Genomic DNA, 21,726 nt, shown 5'->3' with positions numbered 1-21,726 from the left:
CATGCGGCGTGAGTTCCGGATGCCGGACGTCGGTGAGGGACTGACCGAGGCCGAGGTGGTCGCCTGGCGGGTGGCGCCGGGCGACGAGGTCGCCGTCAACCAGATCATCGTGGAGATCGAGACGGCGAAGGCGGCCGTCGAGCTGCCCTCGCCGTTCGCCGGGACCGTCGGCGAGCTGCTCGTCCAGCCAGGCCAGACGGTCGAGGTGGGCGCCCCGATCATCGCGATCGAGACGACGGACGCGGCGCCCGCCACCGAGGGGCCGGTGATCGGCGAGGCCGGGGCGGGCGGACGGATCGCCACCCTGGTCGGCTATGGGCCCCGGCAGGGGACGGTCGCGCGCCGTCCCCGCCGTCGGGCGCCCGGTCACGCTCCGCCCGTGGCGCAGTCGAAGCCTTCGGCCGCCGGACCGCAGGCGGCTCCCGATCAAGATCGTCATATGGGAGCCGTCGGCCGCGAATCCCGCGACCCCGCCCGCCCAATCGATGATCATGGCGACGCCGTTCCGCTGGCCAAGCCGCCGGTTCGCCGACTCGCCCGCGACCTCGGCGTCGATCTGCGCTCGGTGCCCGGCAGCGGCGCCGGCGGGATCATCACCCGCGAGGACGTCCAGGCGGCCGCGACGCGCGAGCCCGCCGTGGCCGCTGGCGTCGCCGCACCGGCCGGGGTGCGGCGCGAGCCGATTCGCGGGGTCCGCAAGGCGACCGCAGCGGCGATGGTGTCGAGCGCCTTCACCGCGCCACACGTCACCGAGTTCCTCGCCGTCGACGTCACCGCAACGATGGCGCTGCGCGACCGGCTGCGGGCATCCCGGCTGTTCAGCGGCGTGAAGCTCACCCCGCTGGCGTTCGTGGCCAAGGCGGTGTGCCTGGCGGCGCGACGCACCCCGCAGATCAATGCGCACTGGGACGAGGCGGCCGGAGAGATCGTCTACTACGACCGGATGCAGCTCGGCATCGCGGCGGCCACCCCGCGGGGACTGATCGTCCCGAAGATCCGCGACGCGGACACGCTCGATCTGCACGGGCTGGCGACCGCGCTCGCCGAGCTGACCGACACCGCCCGGGCCGGGACGACGCCGCCCGCCGACCTGGTGGGGGGCACCTTCACGATCACCAACGTGGGCGTGTTCGGGGTCGACACCGGGACGCCGATCATCAACCCCGGGGAGGCGGCGATCCTCGCGGTCGGTGCGATCAAGCCGACCCCCTGGGTGGTCGACGGCGAGCTCGCCGTGCGGACGGTGTGCCAGCTCGCGCTGTCCTTCGACCACCGGCTGGTCGACGGCGAGCAGGGCTCGCGGTTCCTCGCCGATGTCGGTGCCCTGCTGGAGGATCCGGGCGTCGCGCTGACCTGGTGATCGAGTCGGGATCACCAACGGCCGTTCGCTCGTTGTACGGGTATGCCGTTCGTGCTGCTGTACCTCGTGGTCGAAATCGTCGCCCTGGTCGCGCTCGGTTCCTGGATCGGCGCGGGCTGGACGCTGCTGGTGCTGGCCGTGAGCTCGGTGGTCGGGCTCCTGCTCGCCCGGCGCCAGGGTGTGCGGGCCGTGCGGGCGCTGCAGGAGGCGATGCTGCATCGACGGGTGGTGCACGCGGAGCTCACCGACGGCATGCTCGTCGCGATCGGCGGCCTGTTGTTGTTCGTGCCCGGGCTGGTGACCGACCTGGCCGGGTTGCTGCTGGTGCTGCCGCCGACCCGGGCGCTGGTCCGGCGGCGGCTGGTGCGGGCCGCGGAACGGCGCAACCCCGAGTTGAAGACCGCGCGGATCCGGTCGGATGCGACGGTCGTCGACGGTGAGGTGGCGAGCGAACCGGAGACCGGAACGGCCGGAACCGCGACGCCACTCGTGATCGAGGGCGAGATCGTCGATCCGGCCGACCGGCCGCGGTGCCCGGGTCCCTGACCCGGATCAGCCCAGTGCCCAGGTCGCGGTACAGCGCGCGGTGACCCGGACCGGTTCGGGCTCGAGCCCGAGCTCCTGCACGTCGACGACGGCCGCCTCGGCGTGCGCCGCGCGGAAGGCCACCGGCAGCCCGTGGTCGGGCGCCTCGACGAGCCGGCGAAGCGGGCCGAGGGTGCCGCCCAGCGCCGCCGCGTAGCCCTCGGCCCGTCGCCGGGCGTCGGTCACCGCATTGTGCTGCGCCGCGCGCAGCGCCACCGACGGGTCCTCGAGCGTCCAGTGCGGACCGCTCAGTGTGGTGGGTTCCGCAGTGATCAGCGCGTTCAGGATGTTCTCGAGCGCCGGCACGTCCGTGACGAGCAGCGCGACGTCCTCGCCGACGCGGCAGCCCGCGGGCCGCCGCCCGCGCCATTCGGTTCGCACCCACAGCCGACGGCTACGGATCTTCACCCCCGGGCGGGACATGGCCGGTTCGGCCGCGGCCATGGCTCGTCCGAGATCGCGTACCGCGCTTGCCCGGTCTCTTCCGGTGACCGAGAAGCTCACGGCGATCTCGGCGTGGTCGGCGAGCTGCTCGTGCCAGCCGGTCCCCTCGGTGACGATCTCGGATCCGTCGACGTTCATCGCTCCAGAGAACCAGATCAGGTCTCTATTCGGATACCTAGTAAAAGCACAAGATAATCGTAGAAAGCCGAATCGGTCGTCGGGTCGAGCCGCCCGCTCGACACCGTCACGCCGGCGCCCGGTGCGGCACCGAGCCCCCGCATCGGCCTGCCCTCGATGGCGATCGACGACACGACATCGGGGTCGATAGCGAAATCTAGGTTCTGGTCAAGACGGCCGGATACCGTTCGATTCATGGACCCGGTGCGCAACCCCTTCGCTCCCGGTGCCGGTCAGCGGCCCCCGGAGCTCGCTGGGCGGGACAAGGAGCTGACCGCGTTCGAGGTCGTGCTCGAGCGCGTCGCTCGCGGACGCCCCGAGCGCAGCCTGGTGCTCACCGGGCTCCGTGGGGTGGGGAAAACGGTCCTGCTGGGTGAGCTGCGATCGATGGCGCTGCACCGCGGCTGGGGAGCCGGCAAGATCGAGGCCCGGCCCGAGGCCGATCTGCGGCGCCCGCTGTCGGCCGCGCTGCACCGCGCCATCCGCGACCTCGCCGTGCGGCACCGCGCCCCCGACCGGATCGACGACGTGCTCGGCGTGCTGAAGGCATTCGCCCTGCGTTCGGCCCCCGATGGGGCGAAGCTGCGGGACCGTTGGCAGCCGGGTATCGACGTACCGGTCAAGCACGGGCGGGCCGACTCCGGCGATATCGAGATCGATCTCGTCGAGCTGCTCACCGACGTCGCCGAGCTCGCGGCCGATGTCGGTACCGGGGTCGCGCTGCTCATCGACGAGATGCAGGATCTGCGGCCGGGCGACATCTCGGCGCTGTGCGCGGCGTGCCATGAACTGTCGCAGTCGCGCGCCCCGCTCGTGGTCGTCGGGGCCGGGCTACCGCACCTGCCCGCGGTGCTCTCCGCGTCGAAGTCGTATTCCGAGCGCCTGTTCGCCTACGCCCGGATCGGCCAGCTCGATCGTTCCGACGCCGACTTCGCGCTGCTCGCCCCGGCCCGGCGCGAGGGTGCCGGGATCGACGACGACGCGCTCGAGGCGCTGTACGAGCGTTCCGGCGGCTACCCCTACTTCGTCCAGGCCTACGGCAAGGCCGCCTGGGACGCGGCGCCGGCCAACCCGATCACCGCCACCGATATCGCGGTGGCGGCGCCCGAGGCCGAGGCCGAGCTGGCCGTTGGGTTCTTCGGGTCGCGCTTCGAGCGGGCCACCCCCGCCGAGCGGGAGTACCTGCGGGCCATGGCCGAGCTGACCGGCGGCCGGGACGAGCCGGTCGTCACCGCTGGGATCGCCGAGCATCTCTCGCGCAAGGCGTCGTCGCTCTCACCGGCGCGGGACAGCCTGTTGAAGAAGGGTCTGGTGTTCTCCGCGCAGCGCGGCCAGATCGCCTTCACCGTCCCGCATTTCGGCCGCTATCTGCTCACACACACCTGATGCGGCAGTTGCGACGAATGGGTGAGATCTTGCTGTCGAGCTGGGTAACGTAACGTGCCCGGCCACCCGGCCGATTACCTGATAGCCCCGCGGTGCTGTCGGACCCCCGACCTGGCAGCCTCGCGGGGCGTTCCATGTTCCGGGCGTCGCGGCTGTCGGATGAGCGCGGGCGGCGGATGCGGCCCGGTCGTCGGGCCGTAGCATCAGCCCGGTGCCGGACCCACGACTTGAGATCCAGATGCTGCACGACCGCGTGATGGTCCGCATTGTCGAGGGCAGCGGTGAACGGCGGAGCAGCGCAGGGATCGTCATACCTGCAACCGCACAGGTCGCGAAGCGTCTGATATGGGGAGAGGTCTTCGGGGTCGGTCAGCACGTCCGCACCGTGAAGGTGGGGGATCGGGTGCTGCTGAGTCCGGAGGACCAGTACGAGGTCGAGGTGCAGGGGGTTCCCTACCTGGTCATGCGGGAGCGGGACCTGCATGCGGTCGCTGCCGAGCGCACCGAGCACGGGACCGGCCTTTATCTATGACGGTTGGCTTCGGCCGGCCGAGTGTTCGGTGAAGAGGGGAAAACGGAGTTCATGTCCGAGCGCCAAGCCTCGCCCGGCGAGGTGACGCAGCGCCAGACGTCGGCAGCCGAGACCGAGGAGGGGGCGCAGACCGGGGAGGGGGCGCAGACCGAGCCGGCCGACGCGACCACCGGCGCGGCGACGCCGACCGAGAGCGCCCCCCGACCGTCCACGCCGGGGGCCGAGCAGGCCTCCGAGGCCGGCGAGGCCGATCCGGGTGAGCCTGTGGCATCGGAGGCGGCCACCGAACCGACGAGCACTCCCGTACCCTCCGGCGAGTCGTCCACTCCCGAGGTCGCAGACGACGGCTCCGGGGAGCGTGGCGGGGTCGCCCAGACCGCGGCCGAGTCCGGTTCGGCCGCGGGCGATGCCGCGCCCACCGATCGGGCCACGGGCGAGACACCCGGCGATGCGCCACGCGGAACCGGTGCCGCGCCGGCGGAGCCTGACCCTCCCGCGGAACCTGTGGCTCCTGCGGAGGCCGCGGCGGGGCCCGTGCCGCCGGCGGCGCCGGACACTCCTGCGGAACCGGCGCCGCCGGACGCCGCGGCGGCGCCCGCCACCCCTGCTCCCGAACCTCCGGCCGCCCTCGGGTCGACGGCGGCACCGAAGCCGCGGCCTGCCGCGCAGACGCCCCCCGCCGCCACGGCTCCACCCACGACCCCGGCTCCGGCCCCCCGTTCCGAGGCGGCCACGGTAGAGCCGCCCACTCAGGTGTTCGCCGCCGTCAGCTCGCAGCCGGCCCCTGACCCGGGTACCGCGGCGGACGCCCAGGCCCGGCCGGCTGCGGCCGCTGGGGCAGATGTTCTGGACGCCGCCGCAACACAGGTGATCTCAGTCCGTGCGGCCACCGACCAGGTGCCCGAGCAGCCGACCGAGCGGATCGTCGCCCGCGGCGCGGGCGGTGGCATGGAGCAGCCGACCGAGCAGATCCGGGTCCTCGGCCCCGGCAACCCGCCCTCCCCGGGTGAAGGACGTCCGCGCCGGCGGAAGCGGCTCTTGATCGGCGCGGCGGTCGTCGGCCTGCTCGCCGCCCTGTACGCCGCAGACGTGCTGATCAGTCTCGGCAGCGTGCCGCGCGGGGTCACGGTGGCCGGGCTGGAGGTCGGCGGTCTGAGCCGGGCTGACGCCGAGCAGACGTTGCGCGCGGCGATCGAGCCCCGGACCAGACAACCCATCACGGTCGTCGCGGGCGACGTCCACAGCGAGGTCGATCCGCGCACGGCGGGACTGAAGGTCGACTGGACCGCCACGCTGGACCAGGCCGGGTCGCAGCCGCTCAACCCGATCACCCGGATCATCTCGTTCTTCACCACCCGAGAGGTCGGCGTCGTCAACTCGGCCGACGAGCGGTCGGTCACCACCGCGATGGAGCAGCTCGCGCCGTTGGTGGACATCCCGCCCACCGAGGGCGATGTGCGCTTCGAGGGCCTCACCCCGGTCCCGGTGGAGCCGGCCAACGGCCGTCAGCTCGATGTGGCCGCAGCGGTCACGGCGCTCGAACGCGACTGGGCGAGCGGCCGTCCGGTCGAGCTGCCGCTGATCTCGTTGTCTCCGATCAGCACCGTCGCCGATGTCCAGCAGGCCATCGACACGGTCGCCACCCCCGCCGTGTCCGCATCCGTGACGATCGCCGGTGAGGGAGCGCAGGCCACCCTGACGCCACAGGTCATCGCGTCGGCGCTGAGCTTCCGTGCGGACCCGGCCGCTTCCCCCAAACTGGTGCCGGAGATCAACATTCAGACCGTCTCCGATGCGTTGAAGCCACAGCTCGCGGCGACCGAGAGGCCGGGGAAGGACGCCTCGATCGACCTCTCCTCGGGGTCGCCGGTCGTCGTGCCGTCACAGGACGGCCGGGGCGTCGACTACGAGGCCACACTCAAGGATCTGCTCACCGTCGTGACCAGTCAGGACGGCCCCCGCTCCATCACCGCGGTCTATGCCGAGCAGCCGGCCAAGCTCACCACCGAGCAGCTCAACAACATGGGGATCGTCGGCGAGATCAGTTCGTTCACCACCGGCGGGTTCGCGGCGGACTCCGGGAGGAACATCCGCCGGGCGGCCGAGCAGATCAACGGCACGATCGTCAAGCCGGGCGAAACGTTCAGCCTCAACGCCGCCACCAACCCCCGCAACGCGGCCAACGGGTACGTCGAGGCCGGGATCATCGAGGATGGACACCCGGCGCGTGGGATCGGCGGCGGTGTCTCACAGGTGGCGACCACGCTCTACAACGCGGCGTACTTCGCCGGGATGGTCGACGTCGCGCACCGGGAGCACAGCTACTACATCAGCCGCTATCCCGTCGCGCGCGAGGCGACGGTCTTCGACGACCTCATCGACCTGAGATTCCGGAACGACGGCCCGACGGGCGTGCTGATCCAGACGATCTGGACCCCACACAGCCTCACCGTCAAGATGTTCGGGACCAAGCGCTACGAGGTCACCTCGACCACCGGGCCGCGGACCAACCCGACATCGCCCAATACCGTGACGATCCCCGCGGGCAAGCCGTGTATCCCGAGCCAGGGCGCGCCCGGCTTCACCGCGACCGACACCCGAACCCTGCGCAACGTCCAGACCGGTGAGACCCGCCGCGAGACGCGCACGGTCAAGTACAACCCGTCACCGACCGTCGTATGCGGAGAGTGATTCTCCTGTCCGTTTCATCCGGTCGCGGTTAGGGGCTTCCGAGACCTAGCTCACAGTCCGTATCCTCGGCTTCACGACATGAATCGAAGATCGGGGGGTTCGTATGCGAATCGCGGACGTCCTGCGGAGCAAGGGTGATGCGGTGACCACGGTCCGGTCATCGGCCACGGTCGGTGATGTGATCAACCGGCTGGTCGAGACCAACTACGGCGCCCTACCGGTGGTGGACCATGGTCAACTGGTCGGAATCGTGTCCGAGCGCGATGTCGTGCGACAGCTCCACCAGCACGGCCCCGCCCTACTCGAGCTGTCGGTCACGAAGATCATGACCAGGGACGTGGTGACCTGTTCGCCGACCGACAGCGCCGTGGACCTGGCCCGGGTCATGACCGAGCGCAGGATCCGGCACCTGCCGGTCGTCGTCGACGACCGGCTGTGCGGCATCGTCAGTATCGGCGACCTGGTCAAGGCTCGCATCGACTCGCTCGAGGAGGAGCGCGAGCAGCTGCATTCCTATATCGCGAGCTGACGCCGACCCGTGAGTGCGTAACAGTGTTAGAACACTGTTACGCACTCACGGGGTGGGTCTAGAAGGCGCTTTCCGGGAGCTCCATCAGCGAGTTGTCGGCGTTCTCGACGATCACGCGCTGCGCGGACAGCTGCGGCAGGACGGACTTGGCGAAGAACCGGGCGGCGCCGACCTTGCCCTCGTAGAACGCCTTGTCCCGATCCGACACCTGACCGCCGAGTGCCGTGAGTGCGACGTCGGCCTGGCGCAGCAGCAGCCAGCCGATCAGCAGGTCGCCGACGGCCATCAGCAGCCGGACGGTGTGCTGACCGACCTTGTACAGGTTCGACGGATCCTGCCCCGACGCCATCAGGTAACCGGTCAGCGTGCCGAGCATGCCCTGCACATCGGTGAGTGCCGCGGCGAGCAGCGCCCGCTCCTCCTTGAGCCTGCCGTCGCCGGAGGCGGCCTCGATGAATCCCTGGATCTCGCGCGCGACATGGCCGAGGGCCTGGCCGTTGTCCCGGACGATCTTGCGGAACAGGAAGTCCAACGACTGGATCGCCGTGGTGCCCTCGTACAGAGAGTCGATCTTCGAGTCGCGGATGTACTGCTCGATGGGGTAGTCCTGCAGGTAGCCGGAGCCGCCGAGGGTCTGCAGCGAGAGCAGCAGCATCTCGGTGGCCCGCTCCGAGCCCACGCCCTTGACGATCGGCAGCAGCAGGTCGTTGACCTTCTCGGCGAGCGCGGTGTCGCCACCGAGCCGGATCTGGTCCTGGAACGTCGCGGCGTAGGTGTAGACGGCCCGCAGTCCCTCGGCGTAGGCCTTCTGCAGCATGAGGATGCGCCGCACGTCGGGGTGATGCGTGATGGTCACCCGGGGCGCGGTCTTGTCGAGCATCTTGGTCAGGTCGGCGCCCTGGACGCGCTCCTTGGCGTACTCGAGTGCGGCGAGGTAGCCGGCCGAGAGCGTGCCGATGGCCTTGGTGCCGACCATCATCCGCGCATACTCGATGACCTGGAACATCTGCGCGATGCCGTCGTGGACGTCGCCGAGCAGCCAGCCCACCGCGGGCGTCCCGTGCTGGCCGAAGGTCAGCTCGCACGTCGTGGACGCCTTGAGGCCCATCTTGTGCTCGACGTTCGTGACGAAGACGCCGTTGCGCCCACCGGGCTCACCGGTCTCGGGGTCGAAATGGAACTTCGGCACGAGGAAGAGCGACAGGCCCTTGGTACCCGGCTTCGGCTCGATTCCGGGGCCCTCAGGGCGAGCCAGCACCAGGTGCAGGATGTTCTCGGTCATGTCCTGCTCGGCCGAGGTGATGAACCGCTTGACGCCCTCGAGGTGCCAGGTGCCGTCGGCCTGCTGGACCGCCTTGGCGCGCCCCGCGCCGACGTCGGAACCGGCGTCGGGCTCGGTGAGGACCATCGTGGCGCCCCAGCCGCGGTCGATCATGATCTCGGCCCAGCGCTTCTGCTGCTCGGTGCCGTTGCGGTGGACGACGGTCGCAAAGCTCGGCCCGGCCATGTACATGAAGATCGCCGGGTTCGCCCCGAGGATCAGCTCGGCAGCGGCCCACTGCACGGTCGGCGGGATGCCGTAGCCGCCGAGCTCGGTGGGCAGGCCGAGCCGCCACCACTCGCCGTCCCAGAGAAGCCGGTAGGCGTCCTTCACCGACTGGGGCAGCGTGACCGTATGGGTGGTGGCGTCGAAGACGGGAGGGTTGCGGTCGCCGTCGGCGAAGGACTCGGCGAGCGGACCGGTCGCGACGGCGTTGAGCTCGGTGAGCACGCCGCGCACGGTGTCGACGTCGACCCCCTCGAACGGGCCGGAGCCCAGGTGGTCCTGCACCCGGAAGACTTCGAACAGGTTGAACTCGAGGTCGCGGAGGTTGCTTCTGAAGTGACCCACCACCGTCACCGCCATTCGCTCGTCCGGCGGACCGTCTCGGACACGGCCTACTCGCCGGTAACTTACCGCGGAGTATATTACTCGCCAGTAACCACGACAAGCCGGAAGTCGCATGATCGGCCGTATTTCGGCGACCCGGTTGTGTCCGGGTCCGCTGTGGTGGAGGGTGCTGGTGAATCCGTTCGGACACGCACGGGGGGAACCGTGGTTCGAGGTGGAGTTACCCGGCGGAGCTTCCTGGTCGGCGGACTGACACTGGCCGGAACCGGCCTCGTCGGCGGCACGATCGCCAGCGGCCGGGCATGGGCCGCGGCACCCGCGGGCCCGGCGATCATCGACTGCGCAGGCTGGGGCGCCCGCCCCAACAGCGCGGTCGTGCCCATCTGGAATCAACGGCCGGTGAAGATCCTGGTGCATCACACGGCGACCCCGAACGTCGCCGACCTCAGCCGGGGCTCCGCCGAGTCGCTGGCCCGGGGGATCCAGAAGTTCCACATGGACGTGCGCGGCTGGCTGGACACCGGACAGCACTTCACGGTCAGCCGCGGCGGCTTCGTGCTGGAGGGGCGCCATCGCAGCCTCGAGGTCCTGCAGGCCGGGCAGCGTCAGGTCGAGGGCGCCCACTGCACCGGACAGAACGTCGTCGCCGTCGGCATCGAGAACGAGGGCACCTACCTCAGCGTGAACCCGCCAGGCGCGCTGTGGGACAGCCTGCGCGCACTGTGCGTCTTGATCTGCTCCCGGTACGGCATCCGGCCGACGGAGATCTACGGCCACCGCGACTTCAAGAACACCGCCTGCCCCGGCGACCGGCTCTACGGCATGCTGCCGCGGCTGCGCACCGAGGTCGCGCGTGGGCTGGGGCGACCTCTGGTGGAGGGCGAGGCGGACAAGGAGTCCTGGCCCTTGCTGCGGCCCGGCGACCGCGGACCGCAGGTGCAGGCCGCCCAGTATCTGCTGCGCGCCGCCGGGATGCGCGAGGTGGCGCCCAGCGGACGCTACGACCGGCTGACCGCCGCGGCCGTACTCCGCTTCCAGGAGCTGACCCAGGCCGAGGATGTGGGGATGATCGGCGGCGAGACCTGGCCGGTACTGGCCCGGACGGTGCGGCGCGACGCCGGCGGTGACGCCGAGCGCGCCGTCGAGGTGCTCGCGGCGCAGCGCGGGACCGAGAGCGTCCCGGACGTCGTGACCCCGCGGGAGTGGCGGCGTCTGCTCGGTACCGGCGGTGCACCGGCGGATACCTCCACCGACCCCGAGGGCCCGCCGCGCTGATCCGGGCTCGTTCTAGGGTGAACCGTGCTCACCCGCTGTCCGGCGTGCGACGCCGCGTCCCCGGAGCCCTTCTTCTCCCTCCCGGGTCTACCCGTGCACGGCACCGCGGTACTGCCCGACCCGCAGCAGGCGCGGTCGGTCCCGGTCGGGGACCAGGTGCTCGTGCTGTGTGAGCGGTGCGGGCTGGTGTTCAACCGGTCCTTCGACGAGCGCCTGCTCGACTACACCGGCCACCACGAGGAGTCCCAGCACCACTCCCCCCGGTTCGCCGCATACGCCGAGGAGATCACCAAGGACTGGCTGTCCCGGTTCGACCTGGCCGGCCGCGACCTGGTCGAGATCGGCTGCGGGTCCGGCGACTTCGCCGCGACGCTGCTGGCCGCCGGGGCCGGGCGGGTCACCGGCATCGACCCACATTTCACCCCGGAGCGGATACCGGCAGACCTGGCCGGACGACTGCGGGCGGTGCCGGAGTTCTTCGCCGCATCCATGATCGAACCCGGGACCGCGGCCGTGGTCTGCCGGCACACGCTCGAGCACATTCCGGCGCTGGCCATGTTCGGCTCCGAGGTGGTGGCCGGAATGCGCCATGGCGGGGTCCCGCTGCTGCTCGCCGAGGTTCCCGACCTCGGTCGCATCCTCGACGAGGGCGCGTTCTGGGACCTGCAGTACGAGCACTGTTCCTACTTCACACCGGCCACGCTCGCCGGGTTCCTCACCGGCCTCGGCTTCGCCGACCCCGCGGTCCGGTCCACCTACTCCGACCAGTACATCGTCGGCGAGGCCCGGTTGGGCACACGCCGGGTGGAGCCGGTGGCGCTACCCGGCGACCAGTTGCGGGCCCTGCGGGACGCATGCCGCAGCTTCGCCGACCGGGTCGAGCAGCAGATCGGCCGGTGGCGCGTCTGGCTCGGTGAGCGTGCCGCCGAGGGTGACCCCGCCGTCGTCTGGGGCGGCGGGGCGAAGGGGCTCACCTTCTTGAACGTGGTCGTCGGGCAGGCCGATCGGCCGGACGACATGGTGCAGGCGGTCGTCGACATCAACCCGGGGCTGCAAGGCCACTACATGGGCGGGCTCGGGCTACCCATCTGCAGCCCCGACGATCTCGTGCAGCGTCGGCCGCGCACGGTGCTGCTGATGAACCCCGTCTACCTCGGCGAGGTCCGAGAGATGCTCGACGCCCGCGGGCTCACCTCAACCGAGCTGCTGGCGGTCTAACCGGTTGAGCGCAGGAAATCCCCCGTTCGGGAAGTCCGGACCGGTGATCGTCGAAGGCCCGGACCGGATACGCTCGCTTTGTCCACCCCAATCGGGTGAGTCCGGGCAGAGGCGCGGCGCAAGCCTGTGCGCGATACCGGGAACGGGGCCGCGCCGGGGACGCCGCAGGGGACGGGTGCCCGCGCACGCTCCGGTGCGCAGGCACCCACAGGCGAAAGGGGTGCAGTGAGCGTGGCGGCCCGAACCTCGGCCGGCCCGGACCCGGATCGACCTGATCCGGACGGGGTGCTGGCGGGGGCGCCCGCCGCCCGGAGGCTGTACCGGGAGGTCGTCGCGGATCCGCAGGCCCCGCGACTGGTCGACGTGGTCGCGCCTGCCGGACACGGCAAGACCGTCCTGCTCGAGACACTGGCCGCCGCGTACCGCGGCGCGGGCTTCGAGGTGCTCCGCACCCTGCCGAACGGGGACGGGCCGGTCGGGCTCGACGCCGTGCTCGTCGTGGACGATGTACACCTGCTGTCCGCCGCCGATCTGCACAGGCTGTGCGCGCTGGCCGTCGAACCGGCACGCCGCCTCGTCGTCGCGCACCGCCCGTGGCCCTCGGGACCGGAGCTGGCCGCGTTGGCCGCCGCGTTCGCCGTGGTCTCGCCTCCGGTGGTGCTCGGCCCGCTCGACCGCACCGGGGTCGCCGCCCGCGCCGCCCGGTTCCTGCGCGAACGACCGGCCGCGCCGCTGGTCGACCGCGTTCTGGAGCAGACCGGCGGCCTGCCCGTGCTGGTCGACCGGCTGCTCGCGGCACTGCTGGACCAGGTCGGCCCGGCCGACCGGGCCCGCCTCGAACAGGCCGATGGACTCCCCGACGAGCCACCCGCCGCGCTCCTTCAGCAGCTCGGCTATGCCGCATACGGCCTGGAACGACGGGTCCGCGAACTGCTTGTCGTGCTCGCCCTGGGTGCCCCGCGCGACACCGAGGTGCTCGGCCCGCTGCTTGGCCTCGCCGACGCGGCGGGCGGCGGAATCGACGAGGTGGAGGAGCTCGTCGAGGAGGCCAGGGCCGGTGGCTATCTCACCGCCGAGGGGAACCTGCCCCCGATCGTCGCCACCGCGATCCTCCGCCGTATCCCCGCCGCGCGGCGCCTGGAGCTGCGCCGAACCCTCGCCGAGATCCAGCTCGACCGGGGCGCCAGTGTGCTCGCGGTGGCCCGGGACATGCTCGGAACCGAGGCGAGCGGGTCCCGCGCGGCGGAGGTCTTCGTCGCGGGCGCCGAGGAGGCCGTCCGGTCCGGGTCGCCCATCGCGGGCAGGCTGTACGAGGCGGCGGTGCGGGCGGGGGCGCCCGCGCTGCCGCTGGCCGGGCGTCGGGCGGAGGCGGCCATGCTGGCCGGCGACCTCGACCTCGCGCTGGCGCAGGCGGACCAGGTGCTCTCCGCTGTCGACCAGGTGGATACCGAGGACGCGATCCGCGCCGGGACGGTCGCCGCCGCGGTGCTGGCCCACCGCGGGCTGCTGGGCCGCAGCGCCGAGCTGTACCGCTGGATGGGTGCCGCCGAGCCGTCGGGGCAGCCGGCGCTGCTCGCCCTGCCCGCGCTGATCGGCACCGGGGCACTGGACGAGGCGCGCGCGCTGCTGGACCGGCCGCCCGTCCCGGCCGGCCTCGGTGATCTCACCTGCGCCCCGGGTCCTCCGCCGGTTCCAGGGCGCCTCGGTCGCCCGCCGACGCTGCTTGCGTCGGCCGAGGAGCTGATGGGCAAGGGCGTCTACGACTCCGTGGCGGGATCGCCCACCGCGGCGCTGTCCCAGCTGGCCCGTGCGGCCTCGTTGCTCGAGTCCTCCAACCGGGCGGCGCTGCTGCCCGACACCCCGGCGGCGCTCGCCGCGCTGGTCGCCGTGCACTGCGGCGAGCTCGACGTCGCTCAGTCGGTGCTCGAACGTGCGGTGCAGGTGCGCCTCGGTGGTACGGCCGCAGCCGCGCGGCACCGGCTGCTGCTCGGCTGGATCGCCCTGTTCCGCGGGTCGACGACCACAGCGCGCGCCCTGCTGATGGCGGCGTCCCCGGCAGAGGCCAGGCTCGAACCACGCGACGAGCTGGTCGCCGCGGCGCTGGAGGTGGCGCTCGCCCGCCGGACCGGCGACCTCGCCTCGCTGATGCCCGCCTGGGGCCGCGCCCGGGAGGCCATCGTCCGGCATCCGGTGGACCTGTTCGTGCTGCAACCCCTGGGTGAGCTCGCGATCGCCGCCACCCGGCTCCGCGAGACGAGCTGGGTGCGTCCGCACCTCGACGAGGCCGCGGCGTTGCTGGCCCGGCTCGGGGACCCGGCGCTATGGGCGGCGCCGCTGCACTGGTCGGAGATGCACGCGGCGATCCTGGCCGAGGACCGGGAGGCGGCGCAACGGCACGCCGCGGCGCTGGAGGCCGCCGGTGGGGTGAGTCGGTACGCCGCGGCGATGGCCACGGCCGCGCCGCACTGGGTGCGGTTGATGGACTCCGACGTCGACCCCGAGGCGGTCGAGGCCGCGGCCCGCGGCTTGCATGCGGTCGGGCTGTCGTGGGAGGGCGGCAAGCTCGCCGGGCAGGCGGCGATCCGCACCCGCGACCGCAAGGCGATGACCGCACTGCTCGGCTGCGCCCGCGCCCTGCAGAGCAGCGGCCCCGCGGTGGCGCTGGTCCCGCAAACCGGCGCCCCCGCCGACGCGGCCGACAGGCAGGCGAGCACACGGTCCGCCGTGCGCCGTCCCGCCTCGGAGCCCGAACCTGCTGAGGACGGCTCGGAGAGCCAGCTCAGCGAGCGGGAGCGGGAGGTCGCGGCGCTGGTCCTGGAGGGCCTGACCTACAAGCAGATCGGTGAGCAGCTGTTCATCTCGGCCAAGACCGTCGAACACCATGTGGCGCGGATGCGTCAGCGGCTCGGGTCGAACAGCCGCGGTGAGCTCTTCGCGCATCTGCGGCAGATCGTCGGCCACCCGGAGAGCTGACCGGCGGCGGCCCTCAGTAGCCAGGACCACCCAGCCCGGCGAGCACGCCCTCGCAGCTGCGCACGACCACCCGGGCCGCGTCGGCCGTCGCCCGGCTCGACAGCGGGCTCTCCGCCCGGCGCTTCCAGCGCACGACCGCGGCGAGCGCGGCGCCGCGCAACTCTTCGAGGTCGGCCCCGGGGTCGAGACCGAGCCGGGCGGCGGCCGAGCCGCCGTCGCCGCCGAGCAGCCGTTCGGCGTCCTCCATGGCCTCAGGGGGTAGCTTCACCGCGTTGGCCCGCAGCGACGAGAGCATGCGCAGCTCGACGAACTCGTGCGCGCCGGCCAGGATTCGCTCGACCTCCGCCGCCAGCGGGGCCGCCTCGGGTCGCGGTTCGCGCTGCAGCACCATCTCGATGGCCAGCAGCGCGGAGCGCGCCTTGAGCAGGTCGCGGCGTTCGCTGAACTGGTTGGCCAGCACGGTTCGCAGCTCGTCCAGCCCGCTGCGGCGCACCAGCTCCTCCGCGATCCGGGACGGATCGGTGATCCCCTGGCGGATGAGCGTGGTACCCAGCCGGATCCCGAACAACCCGAACCGGTCGATCAGCCGCGCCCGGGTGTCGGTGTCCGGGCTGATCAGCTCCATCCGGACGAACCGGTCGACCGACAGCAGCATCGAGTCGAGGTCGGCGCGCGGCAGTTCGGTGAGCGCGGTGAGCGCGCCGAACTCGTCCTGCCGCATCGTGCGTCCGGTCTGGGCGAGCAGCCCCGCCACCGCGACCACGGTCTGGCAGAGCCCCCGCAGCTTCTCGTCGGAGCGGTAGCGGCGGGCGATACGCCGGGCCGAGGTGAGCGCATCGAGGCGGCCGACGCCGATCTCATCGGCCCGCGAGAGCACGGCGATGGTGTTGACGGGGGTCGCTCTGGCCACACCCTGATCGAAGAACGACTCCAGGAACCGCATGTCGCTCACGTGCAGGTGACGCATCAGGTAGATGACGGCGTCGGCCTGGGTGGGCGAGTCCTGCGGGGTGAGGAAGGCGTGCGCCCGCATCGCCGTGTCGGCCGACAGCGAGGCGATCCCCGGGGTGTCGATGAGCGTCATCGAGCGAAGATTCTGTGAGGGCCAGTCGACGACGAGCCGGTCGACCTCCTCGGTCGGGGTGCCGTGCAGGTCGAACGAGAGTGCGCCGCTTGTGCGCTGGATCGTGAGCTGGCGCGGCGGCGCGTTGCGCGGGTACATCAGTACCTGCGGCACCCGCGCGTCCTGGTACCAGGTGACGACCCGGGTGCACTCGCCCGCGTCGGTGGGCGCGATCTGCTCCCCGACCAGGGCGTTGAGCAGGGTGGACTTACCGGCCTTCACCTTGCCGGCGATCGCCACCCGCAGCGGCTCGTCGAAGCGGCTGAGATGGTGGCGCAGCCAGCCGACGGCCTGCGGGCTGTCCTGGTAGGTGTCGATGGTGCGGCGCAGCAGCACGCGGACGGTCGAGCTCAGACTCGGTGCCGCGGCGCCGGGTGGAGCGGTCATGCCGTTGCCTCCGCGGCGGGGAGCGTGTTGACGGTCATGATGCCGTGGTGGCCGGGGCCTTCGAGCTTCCCAGCTTCCTGGCTCGCTCGCTCAGCGCCTCGATGCGGGCGAGCTCCGCCTTGAGGTCGCGGATGCGTTTCTCACGGTGCGAGGTGTCGGTCCGCACCGCGCTCTGCGCGGCGGCGACCGATTCGGACAGCGACGTGCTGACCTCCTCGGCCAGCACCGTGAAGTGGTCGCGCAGGTCACGCTGGATCCGGCGGAGCATGTCGCGCGAGTCCTTGGACACCTGGAAGGTCACCTCGTCGATATGCCTGCGTACGGCGTTCTTCGCCTCGGCCTGCCTGCGCTGCAGCAGCCTGCGCTTCTCGTCGCGCACGGTCTTGCCGCCGAACAGCAGACCGGCGCCGATCGAGAGCGGGTTGAGCAGGGCCATCCCGGCGATGCTCGTGGCCAGCCCGATCATCAGCAGACCGCCGTAACCGCCGCGCATACCGGTGAACAGCTTCTGGCCGAGGCCGAACTTCTCGTCCTCGGGTTGTTCGAGGGTGCCCACCTTCCCGCCCATCTCGCCGGCGTCGCCGAACCGGAGCTCCGGCAACGCGATCTCGGCGCCCTCCGCGAAATGCTCGGCCACCTGCCCGGCCAGCCAGCGGGCACGCTCCGCGGTCCAGACGAAGTTGGCCGACGCCGCCGAGCTCACCTGCTGGTGCAGCCATTCGGCGAACTGGTCCCACATGTCGGCGGGGTCGGCGGCGCCGAGGAGCTCCTCGGCCTCGCGGGAGATCGTGCGCAGCCGGTCCCGCAGGTCGTAGTCGATGTCGGAGATGAGGTCCGCGACGCCGTCGTTGAGCGTGGTCTGCCAGCGCGCCGTGCGCTGGCGCAGCTCGTCGGCCCGCGCCTTGGCCTGGGTCAGCTCGGCGACGAGGGCCTCGGCGCGTTCCGGGTCCTGCTGCGCCGTGAGCTCGGCCTTCATGCTCGTGGCGAGCTGGTCGGCGACGTCGAGGACGTCCTGGGCGGTGGAGCGGCGGTCCAGGTCGTCGGCCCGCGCCACGACCTTGCGCAGCAGGAACGCGATCAGCTCCTTGAACCCGGACTCCTCCATCAGTGCGGCGTCCTGGGTCTGCGCGGCGTGCAGGCGCAGCATCGAGGACACCGGGAGGATGTCGGCGCGGATTCCGGCCCGCTCCAGATGGCCCTTGTCGATCTCGACGATGCGCCGCCAGTGCGGATAGAGGTCGATCTTCGTGACCACGCACGCGACGTTGGGGCACAGCTTCATCGCCGCGGACAGGAACTCCAGCTCCGGGGCCGTGTACTCCTGGGCGGCGTCGGAGACGAGGACGACGGCGTCCGCACTGGGGAGCACGGACATGGTGGCGGCACCGTGCGCCGACCCGAGCCCGCCGACACCCGGGGTGTCCACCAGGACGAGCCCGCCCGCCAGCAGCTTGCGCGGCAGCCCCACCTCGGCGTAGCTGAGCCCCGCGCGGTTGGCGGGGTTGCCGGCCTCGGAGACGTACTCCGCGAGTTGGCCGATCGGCACCTCGGTGCGTTCCGGCGGCCGATCGTCGTCGGCCGATTCGCGCACCAGGGTCACCGATGTCGTCTCCGCATGCCGGACCACCGTCGGCACGGCGGTGGAGATGTCGTCGTCGACCGGGCAGACGGGGGCGTTGACCAGCGCGTTGACCAGTTGGCTCTTGCCCTGCTTGAACTCCCCGACGATGAGCACCCGGACGTTGGGGTCGGCGAGCCGCTTGCGGGTCAGCTGCAGCCGTGCGCCGAGGTCGGGGCGTTGGTAGGCGGTGGTCGCCTTCAGCGCGAGGTCGACCAGATCGACAGCTGCCGGAACCGCCACTGTCTACCGCCCTCCTCGCTGCCGGCCGCCGACGTTCGGCGGTCCCGCCCAGACTGCACCTCTCGTGCCTACACGACGAAACCGGCTCCACCACCTCCGGGGTTCGGAAGAGTGGTGGAGCCGGTTATTTCATCACTGTGAGACTACCGCGACCCGTCGGACCGGGCTGCGGCTCAGGCGTCCAGCTGAGCGTCCAGGTGGAACGAGTCGTTGATGCTGGCGTCGAGGTCCAGGTTGCCCGAGTTGTTGGTCGAGTTGTCGCTGTAGTCGTTGCCCGAGTCGTTGGTGCTGGCGTCGAGGTCCAGGTTGCCCGAGTTGTTGGTCGAGTTGTCGCTGTAGTCGTTGCCCGAGTCGTTGACCGAGTTGTCGCTGTTGTTGATCGCAGCCTGGCTGCCGGAGGCGAAGGCCGACCCGTCGCCCACGGTGACGTCGCCGCCCACGTTGGTGCTGGTGGCGTCGCCCTCGCCGAAGGCGGTGGTGTTGCCGTTGCCCTGCACGACCTGGTTGTCGTCGCCGACGATGTTGCCGTCGCCGGTGACGATCGTGGAGTCCTCGATGTCCCCGCCCGCGGCCACCGCGCCGTCACCGGAGGCGACCACCGAGACAACGTCGATGTCCTGGTGGAAGTCGCCGCCGCCGGTGTCGATCTGCTGGTTGATCGAGTTGTCGACGATCGTGTCGCGGTCGTCGATGTAGTTGTTGGTGATGTAGGTGTTGAGGTACTTGACCGCGGCCTCGTGGTGGCTCTCCCCGGGGGCCGGCTTCGGGGCCGGCGCGGGCGGCGGGGGAACCTGGACGTGGTTGCCGCCGGTGTTGTACTCGCGGTCGAAGCTGGCGGTCTGGTTGTCCTGGATCAGGACCAGCGCGTCGTGCACGTCCTGCGGGGTGAGGCTGTCGAAGCCGCAGTTGGCCAGGAAGCCCTGGGGGTCGTCCTCGAAGGCGGCGACGGCCTGCGGGTTGCGGCCCAGCAGGTCGAGGATCAGCTGGATCAGCGAGTTCGGCGCACTCATGAGGATCATCTCCTGGGGAGGTCGAGTTCGGATGCCGGTCGGATCCGGCGTTGCGAACAACGCTAGAGCGCTGCGCGGTCCGGGCCATCGGGGATCGGTCGCAATCCCGTGGCGGCCGAGGTGTGGGGCTGCGGGGGGCGTCGGGTAGGGGGATCGGGTGGAACTCCCGTCACCCGGTTCGGGGGGTTGCTGGCGGGGGCTGGGGCGGCCGTGGAACGAGGCGACCCCGCACCCGGGCTAGGTGGGGTGCGGGGTCGCGGCCGGATGGCCTCGTGGGTCAGCCGATGTTCAGGTCGTCGATCTCGGCCCGGATGTGGGCGTTGAACGAGTCGTTGATGCTGGTGTCGATGTCGGCGTTGCCCGAGTCGTTCGTCGAGTTGTTGCTGAAGTCGTTGCCCGAGTCGTTGATGCTGGTGTCGATGTTGGCGTTGCCCGAGTCGTTCGTCGAGTTGTCGCTGAAGTCGTTGCCCGAGTCGTTGACCGAGTTGTCGCTGTTGTTGATCGCGGCCTGGCTGCCGGAGGCGAAGACCGACCCGTCGCCCACCGTCACGTCACCCTTGACGTTGGTGCTGGTGGCGTCGCCCGCGCCGAAGGCGGTGGTGTTGCCGTTGCCCTGCACGACCTGGTTGTCGTCGCCGACGATGTTGCCGTCGCCGGTGACGATCGTGGAGTCCTCGATGTCCCCACCGGCGGCCACCGCGCCGTCACCGGAGGCGACCACCGAGTCGATGTCGATGTCCTGGTGGAAGTCGCCGCCGCCGGTGTCGATCTGCTGGTTGATCGAGTTGTCGACGATCGTGTCGCGGTCGTCGATGTAGTTGTTGGTGATGTAGGTGTTGAGGTACTCGACCGCGGCCTTGTGCGAGCCGCCGTCGTGGTGGACGGCCGGCGCGGGCGGCGGGGGCAGCTGGATGTGGTTGCCGCCGGTGTTGTACTCGCGGTCGAAGCTGGCGGTCTGGTTGTCCTCGATCAGGACCAGCGCGTCGTGGACGTCCTGGGCGCTCAGGTCGGTGAGCCCGTAGTGGGCGAGCGCGGCCTCGGGGTCCTCGGCGAACCAGTCGCGGAGCTGGATGCTCTCGGAGTCGTTGCCGATCAGCTTGAGCAGGAAGTCCAGCAGCGAGATGCTCTCGGCCATGATGATCGTCCCTTCCGGGGCTGGGATCCGTGTGGAGCCAGGTGGCGCTCCTGGCGTTGAAACAGAAGGTAGGGCGGGTGGAGCCGGTCGCCATCGGGGATCGGCCAGGGTTCGTCGCGCACCGCGATCGGGGACTGGGCTCCCCGGGGGTTAGGGGAGTTGGGGGGGCGGGGGTATTTCCCGACCGAGCCGGGAGGCTGGGTTTCCGGCTCGGGGGACGTGTGGCGGGCGCGGCGGCCCAGGTCCGCGGGCAGACGAAAACCCCGGTCCCTGGCGTGCTGCCGGGAACCGGGGTGAGTCGTCTCGGACGGTGGTCCGTCAGAGGAGGCCGAGGTTCAGGTCGCCGATCTCGGCGCGGAGCTTGAGGTGGAACGAGTCGTTGATGCTGGAGTCCCAGTCCCAGTTGCCCGAGTCGTTGACCGAGTTGTTGCTGTAGTCGTTGCCCGAGTCGTTGACGCTGGAGTCCCAGTCCCAGTTGAACGAGTCGTTGACCGAGTTGTTGCTGTAGTCGTTGAGCGAGTCGTTGATCGAGTTGTCGCTGTTGTCGATCACGACCCCGCTGCCGGAGGCGAAGGCCGACCCGTCGCCCACGGTGACGTCGCCGCCCACGATGGTGCTGGTGGCGTCGCCCGCGCCGAAGGCGGTGGTGTTGCCGTTGCCCTGCACGACGTCGTTGCCGCTGCCGAGGATGTTGCCGTTACCGCTGACGATGACCGAGTCGTCGATGTCGTCCCCGGCGGCGACGGAGCGGTCGCCGGACGCCTCGACGGCGTTGACCCGGATGGACTGGAAGAACTCGTTGAACTCGCGAGCGTCCACGTACTTGCCCATGGTGATGTCCCCTCGGTGTCCGTTGTGGATTCCAACGTGAGGCCAGGTGGGTTCCTGGCGTTGATCCGAAGCTAGGGCGGGCGGGGTGGTGCGCCATCGGGGATCGGCCATGGTTCGTCACTCGCGGTTATCGGGGACCGGGCGTGACGGGGACTAGGGGGTTGGGGGAAGGGGTATATATCCCCCATTCGTGTCGAAGCCGACGCAAGCCTGCTAACAGCTGGCCGAGATACTTCGATGGGAGTGACAGGAGCGGTCTCTGCGGGGTTGCGAGACGGTCACGGATTCGGGGGAAGGGTGACGGTCATGAGCTACCAG

17 protein-coding genes are annotated in these 21,726 nt (G+C 71.0%); 9 read left to right on the top strand and 8 right to left on the bottom strand.

All coding sequences use genetic code 11. The features are described from left to right. The first annotated feature begins 1 nt into the window (after position 1). Positions 2–1,360 carry a dihydrolipoamide acetyltransferase family protein gene (locus ACFQE5_RS17755; RefSeq protein WP_379586520.1) on the top strand — a complete coding sequence of 453 codons (1,359 nt, stop codon included), beginning with the start codon at positions 2–4 and terminating at the stop codon, positions 1,358–1,360. Positions 1,361–1,402: 42 nt separating this feature from the next. Continuing rightward, positions 1,403–1,906 (top strand): FxsA family protein, encoded by a 504-nt coding sequence (locus ACFQE5_RS17750; protein ID WP_379586519.1) that lies wholly within the window; start codon positions 1,403–1,405, stop codon positions 1,904–1,906. Between the two features lie 6 nt (positions 1,907–1,912). On the opposite strand, the gene ACFQE5_RS17745 is transcribed toward ACFQE5_RS17750, so the two are convergent. Both ACFQE5_RS17745 and ACFQE5_RS17740 read right to left on the bottom strand, forming a co-directional pair. Beyond that, on the bottom strand, positions 1,913–2,527 hold the full coding sequence (locus tag ACFQE5_RS17745; RefSeq protein WP_379586517.1) for an SIMPL domain-containing protein: 615 nt from the start codon (positions 2,525–2,527) through the stop codon (positions 1,913–1,915). Positions 2,528–2,544: 17 nt separating this feature from the next. Then, positions 2,545–2,763, bottom strand: coding sequence for a hypothetical protein (locus ACFQE5_RS17740; protein WP_379586515.1), 219 nt, complete (start codon positions 2,761–2,763; stop codon positions 2,545–2,547). Between ACFQE5_RS17740 and ACFQE5_RS17735 the strand changes: the two genes are divergently transcribed. The 4 genes from ACFQE5_RS17735 to ACFQE5_RS17720 all read left to right on the top strand — a co-directional run bounded on the left by ACFQE5_RS17735 (position 2,762) and on the right by ACFQE5_RS17720 (position 7,704). Next, positions 2,762–3,952, top strand: a complete 1,191-nt coding sequence (locus ACFQE5_RS17735; protein WP_379586513.1) for an AAA family ATPase — start codon at positions 2,762–2,764, stop codon at positions 3,950–3,952. The two genes, ACFQE5_RS17740 and ACFQE5_RS17735, sit on opposite strands and share 2 nt — an antisense overlap. Before the next feature lie 211 nt (positions 3,953–4,163). Next, entirely contained in the window at positions 4,164–4,484 is a 321-nt protein-coding gene (locus ACFQE5_RS17730) for a GroES family chaperonin (RefSeq protein WP_379586511.1), read from the top strand. 867 nt (positions 4,485–5,351) lie between these two features. Next, positions 5,352–7,175: a VanW family protein gene (locus ACFQE5_RS17725; protein ID WP_379586509.1), complete on the top strand. Its 1,824-nt coding sequence runs from the start codon at positions 5,352–5,354 to the stop codon at positions 7,173–7,175. A 103-nt stretch (positions 7,176–7,278) separates the two neighbouring features. Next, complete coding sequence (locus ACFQE5_RS17720) at positions 7,279–7,704, top strand: CBS domain-containing protein (RefSeq protein ID WP_379586507.1); 426 nt, start codon at positions 7,279–7,281, stop codon at positions 7,702–7,704. Between the two features lie 58 nt (positions 7,705–7,762). Here ACFQE5_RS17720 and ACFQE5_RS17715 read toward each other — a convergent pair whose 3' ends face one another. After that, the gene (locus ACFQE5_RS17715; RefSeq protein ID WP_379586505.1) at positions 7,763–9,595 is read right to left on the bottom strand and encodes an acyl-CoA dehydrogenase; all 1,833 of its coding nucleotides are present in this window, start codon (positions 9,593–9,595) and stop codon (positions 7,763–7,765) included. Between the two features lie 204 nt (positions 9,596–9,799). On the opposite strand from ACFQE5_RS17715, the gene ACFQE5_RS17710 reads away from it, so the two are divergent. The 3 genes from ACFQE5_RS17710 (at position 9,800) to ACFQE5_RS17700 (ending at position 15,061) form a co-directional block, all read left to right on the top strand. After that, a complete protein-coding gene (locus ACFQE5_RS17710) occupies positions 9,800–10,870 on the top strand; it encodes a peptidoglycan recognition protein family protein (RefSeq protein WP_379586503.1) in 1,071 nt (356 codons plus the stop codon). 24 nt (positions 10,871–10,894) lie between these two features. Continuing rightward, a complete protein-coding gene (locus ACFQE5_RS17705; protein ID WP_379586501.1) occupies positions 10,895–12,088 on the top strand; it encodes a methyltransferase domain-containing protein in 1,194 nt (397 codons plus the stop codon). Positions 12,089–12,319: 231 nt separating this feature from the next. Next, positions 12,320–15,061 carry a helix-turn-helix transcriptional regulator gene (locus ACFQE5_RS17700; RefSeq protein WP_379586499.1) on the top strand — a complete coding sequence of 914 codons (2,742 nt, stop codon included), beginning with the start codon at positions 12,320–12,322 and terminating at the stop codon, positions 15,059–15,061. 13 nt (positions 15,062–15,074) lie between these two features. On the opposite strand, the gene ACFQE5_RS17695 is transcribed toward ACFQE5_RS17700, so the two are convergent. From ACFQE5_RS17695 to ACFQE5_RS17675, 5 genes are all read right to left on the bottom strand, one after another. After that, positions 15,075–16,571, bottom strand: coding sequence for a dynamin family protein (locus ACFQE5_RS17695; RefSeq protein WP_379586497.1), 1,497 nt, complete (start codon positions 16,569–16,571; stop codon positions 15,075–15,077). A gap of 34 nt (positions 16,572–16,605) precedes the next feature. Continuing rightward, a complete protein-coding gene (locus tag ACFQE5_RS17690; protein ID WP_379586496.1) occupies positions 16,606–18,432 on the bottom strand; it encodes a dynamin family protein in 1,827 nt (608 codons plus the stop codon). A gap of 173 nt (positions 18,433–18,605) precedes the next feature. Beyond that, a complete protein-coding gene (locus ACFQE5_RS17685) occupies positions 18,606–19,442 on the bottom strand; it encodes an IniB N-terminal domain-containing protein (protein ID WP_379586494.1) in 837 nt (278 codons plus the stop codon). 277 nt (positions 19,443–19,719) lie between these two features. Then, positions 19,720–20,577, bottom strand: coding sequence for an IniB N-terminal domain-containing protein (locus tag ACFQE5_RS17680; protein WP_379586492.1), 858 nt, complete (start codon positions 20,575–20,577; stop codon positions 19,720–19,722). Between the two features lie 318 nt (positions 20,578–20,895). Then, complete coding sequence (locus tag ACFQE5_RS17675) at positions 20,896–21,408, bottom strand: hypothetical protein (RefSeq protein WP_379586490.1); 513 nt, start codon at positions 21,406–21,408, stop codon at positions 20,896–20,898. Positions 21,409–21,726: the final 318 nt, after the last annotated feature.

Origin of the sequence: Pseudonocardia hispaniensis (assembly GCF_042658695.1) — a bacterium.
Lineage (GTDB): Bacteria > Actinomycetota > Actinomycetes > Mycobacteriales > Pseudonocardiaceae > Pseudonocardia > Pseudonocardia hispaniensis.
This window is presented reverse-complemented; position numbering and strand designations above follow the sequence as displayed.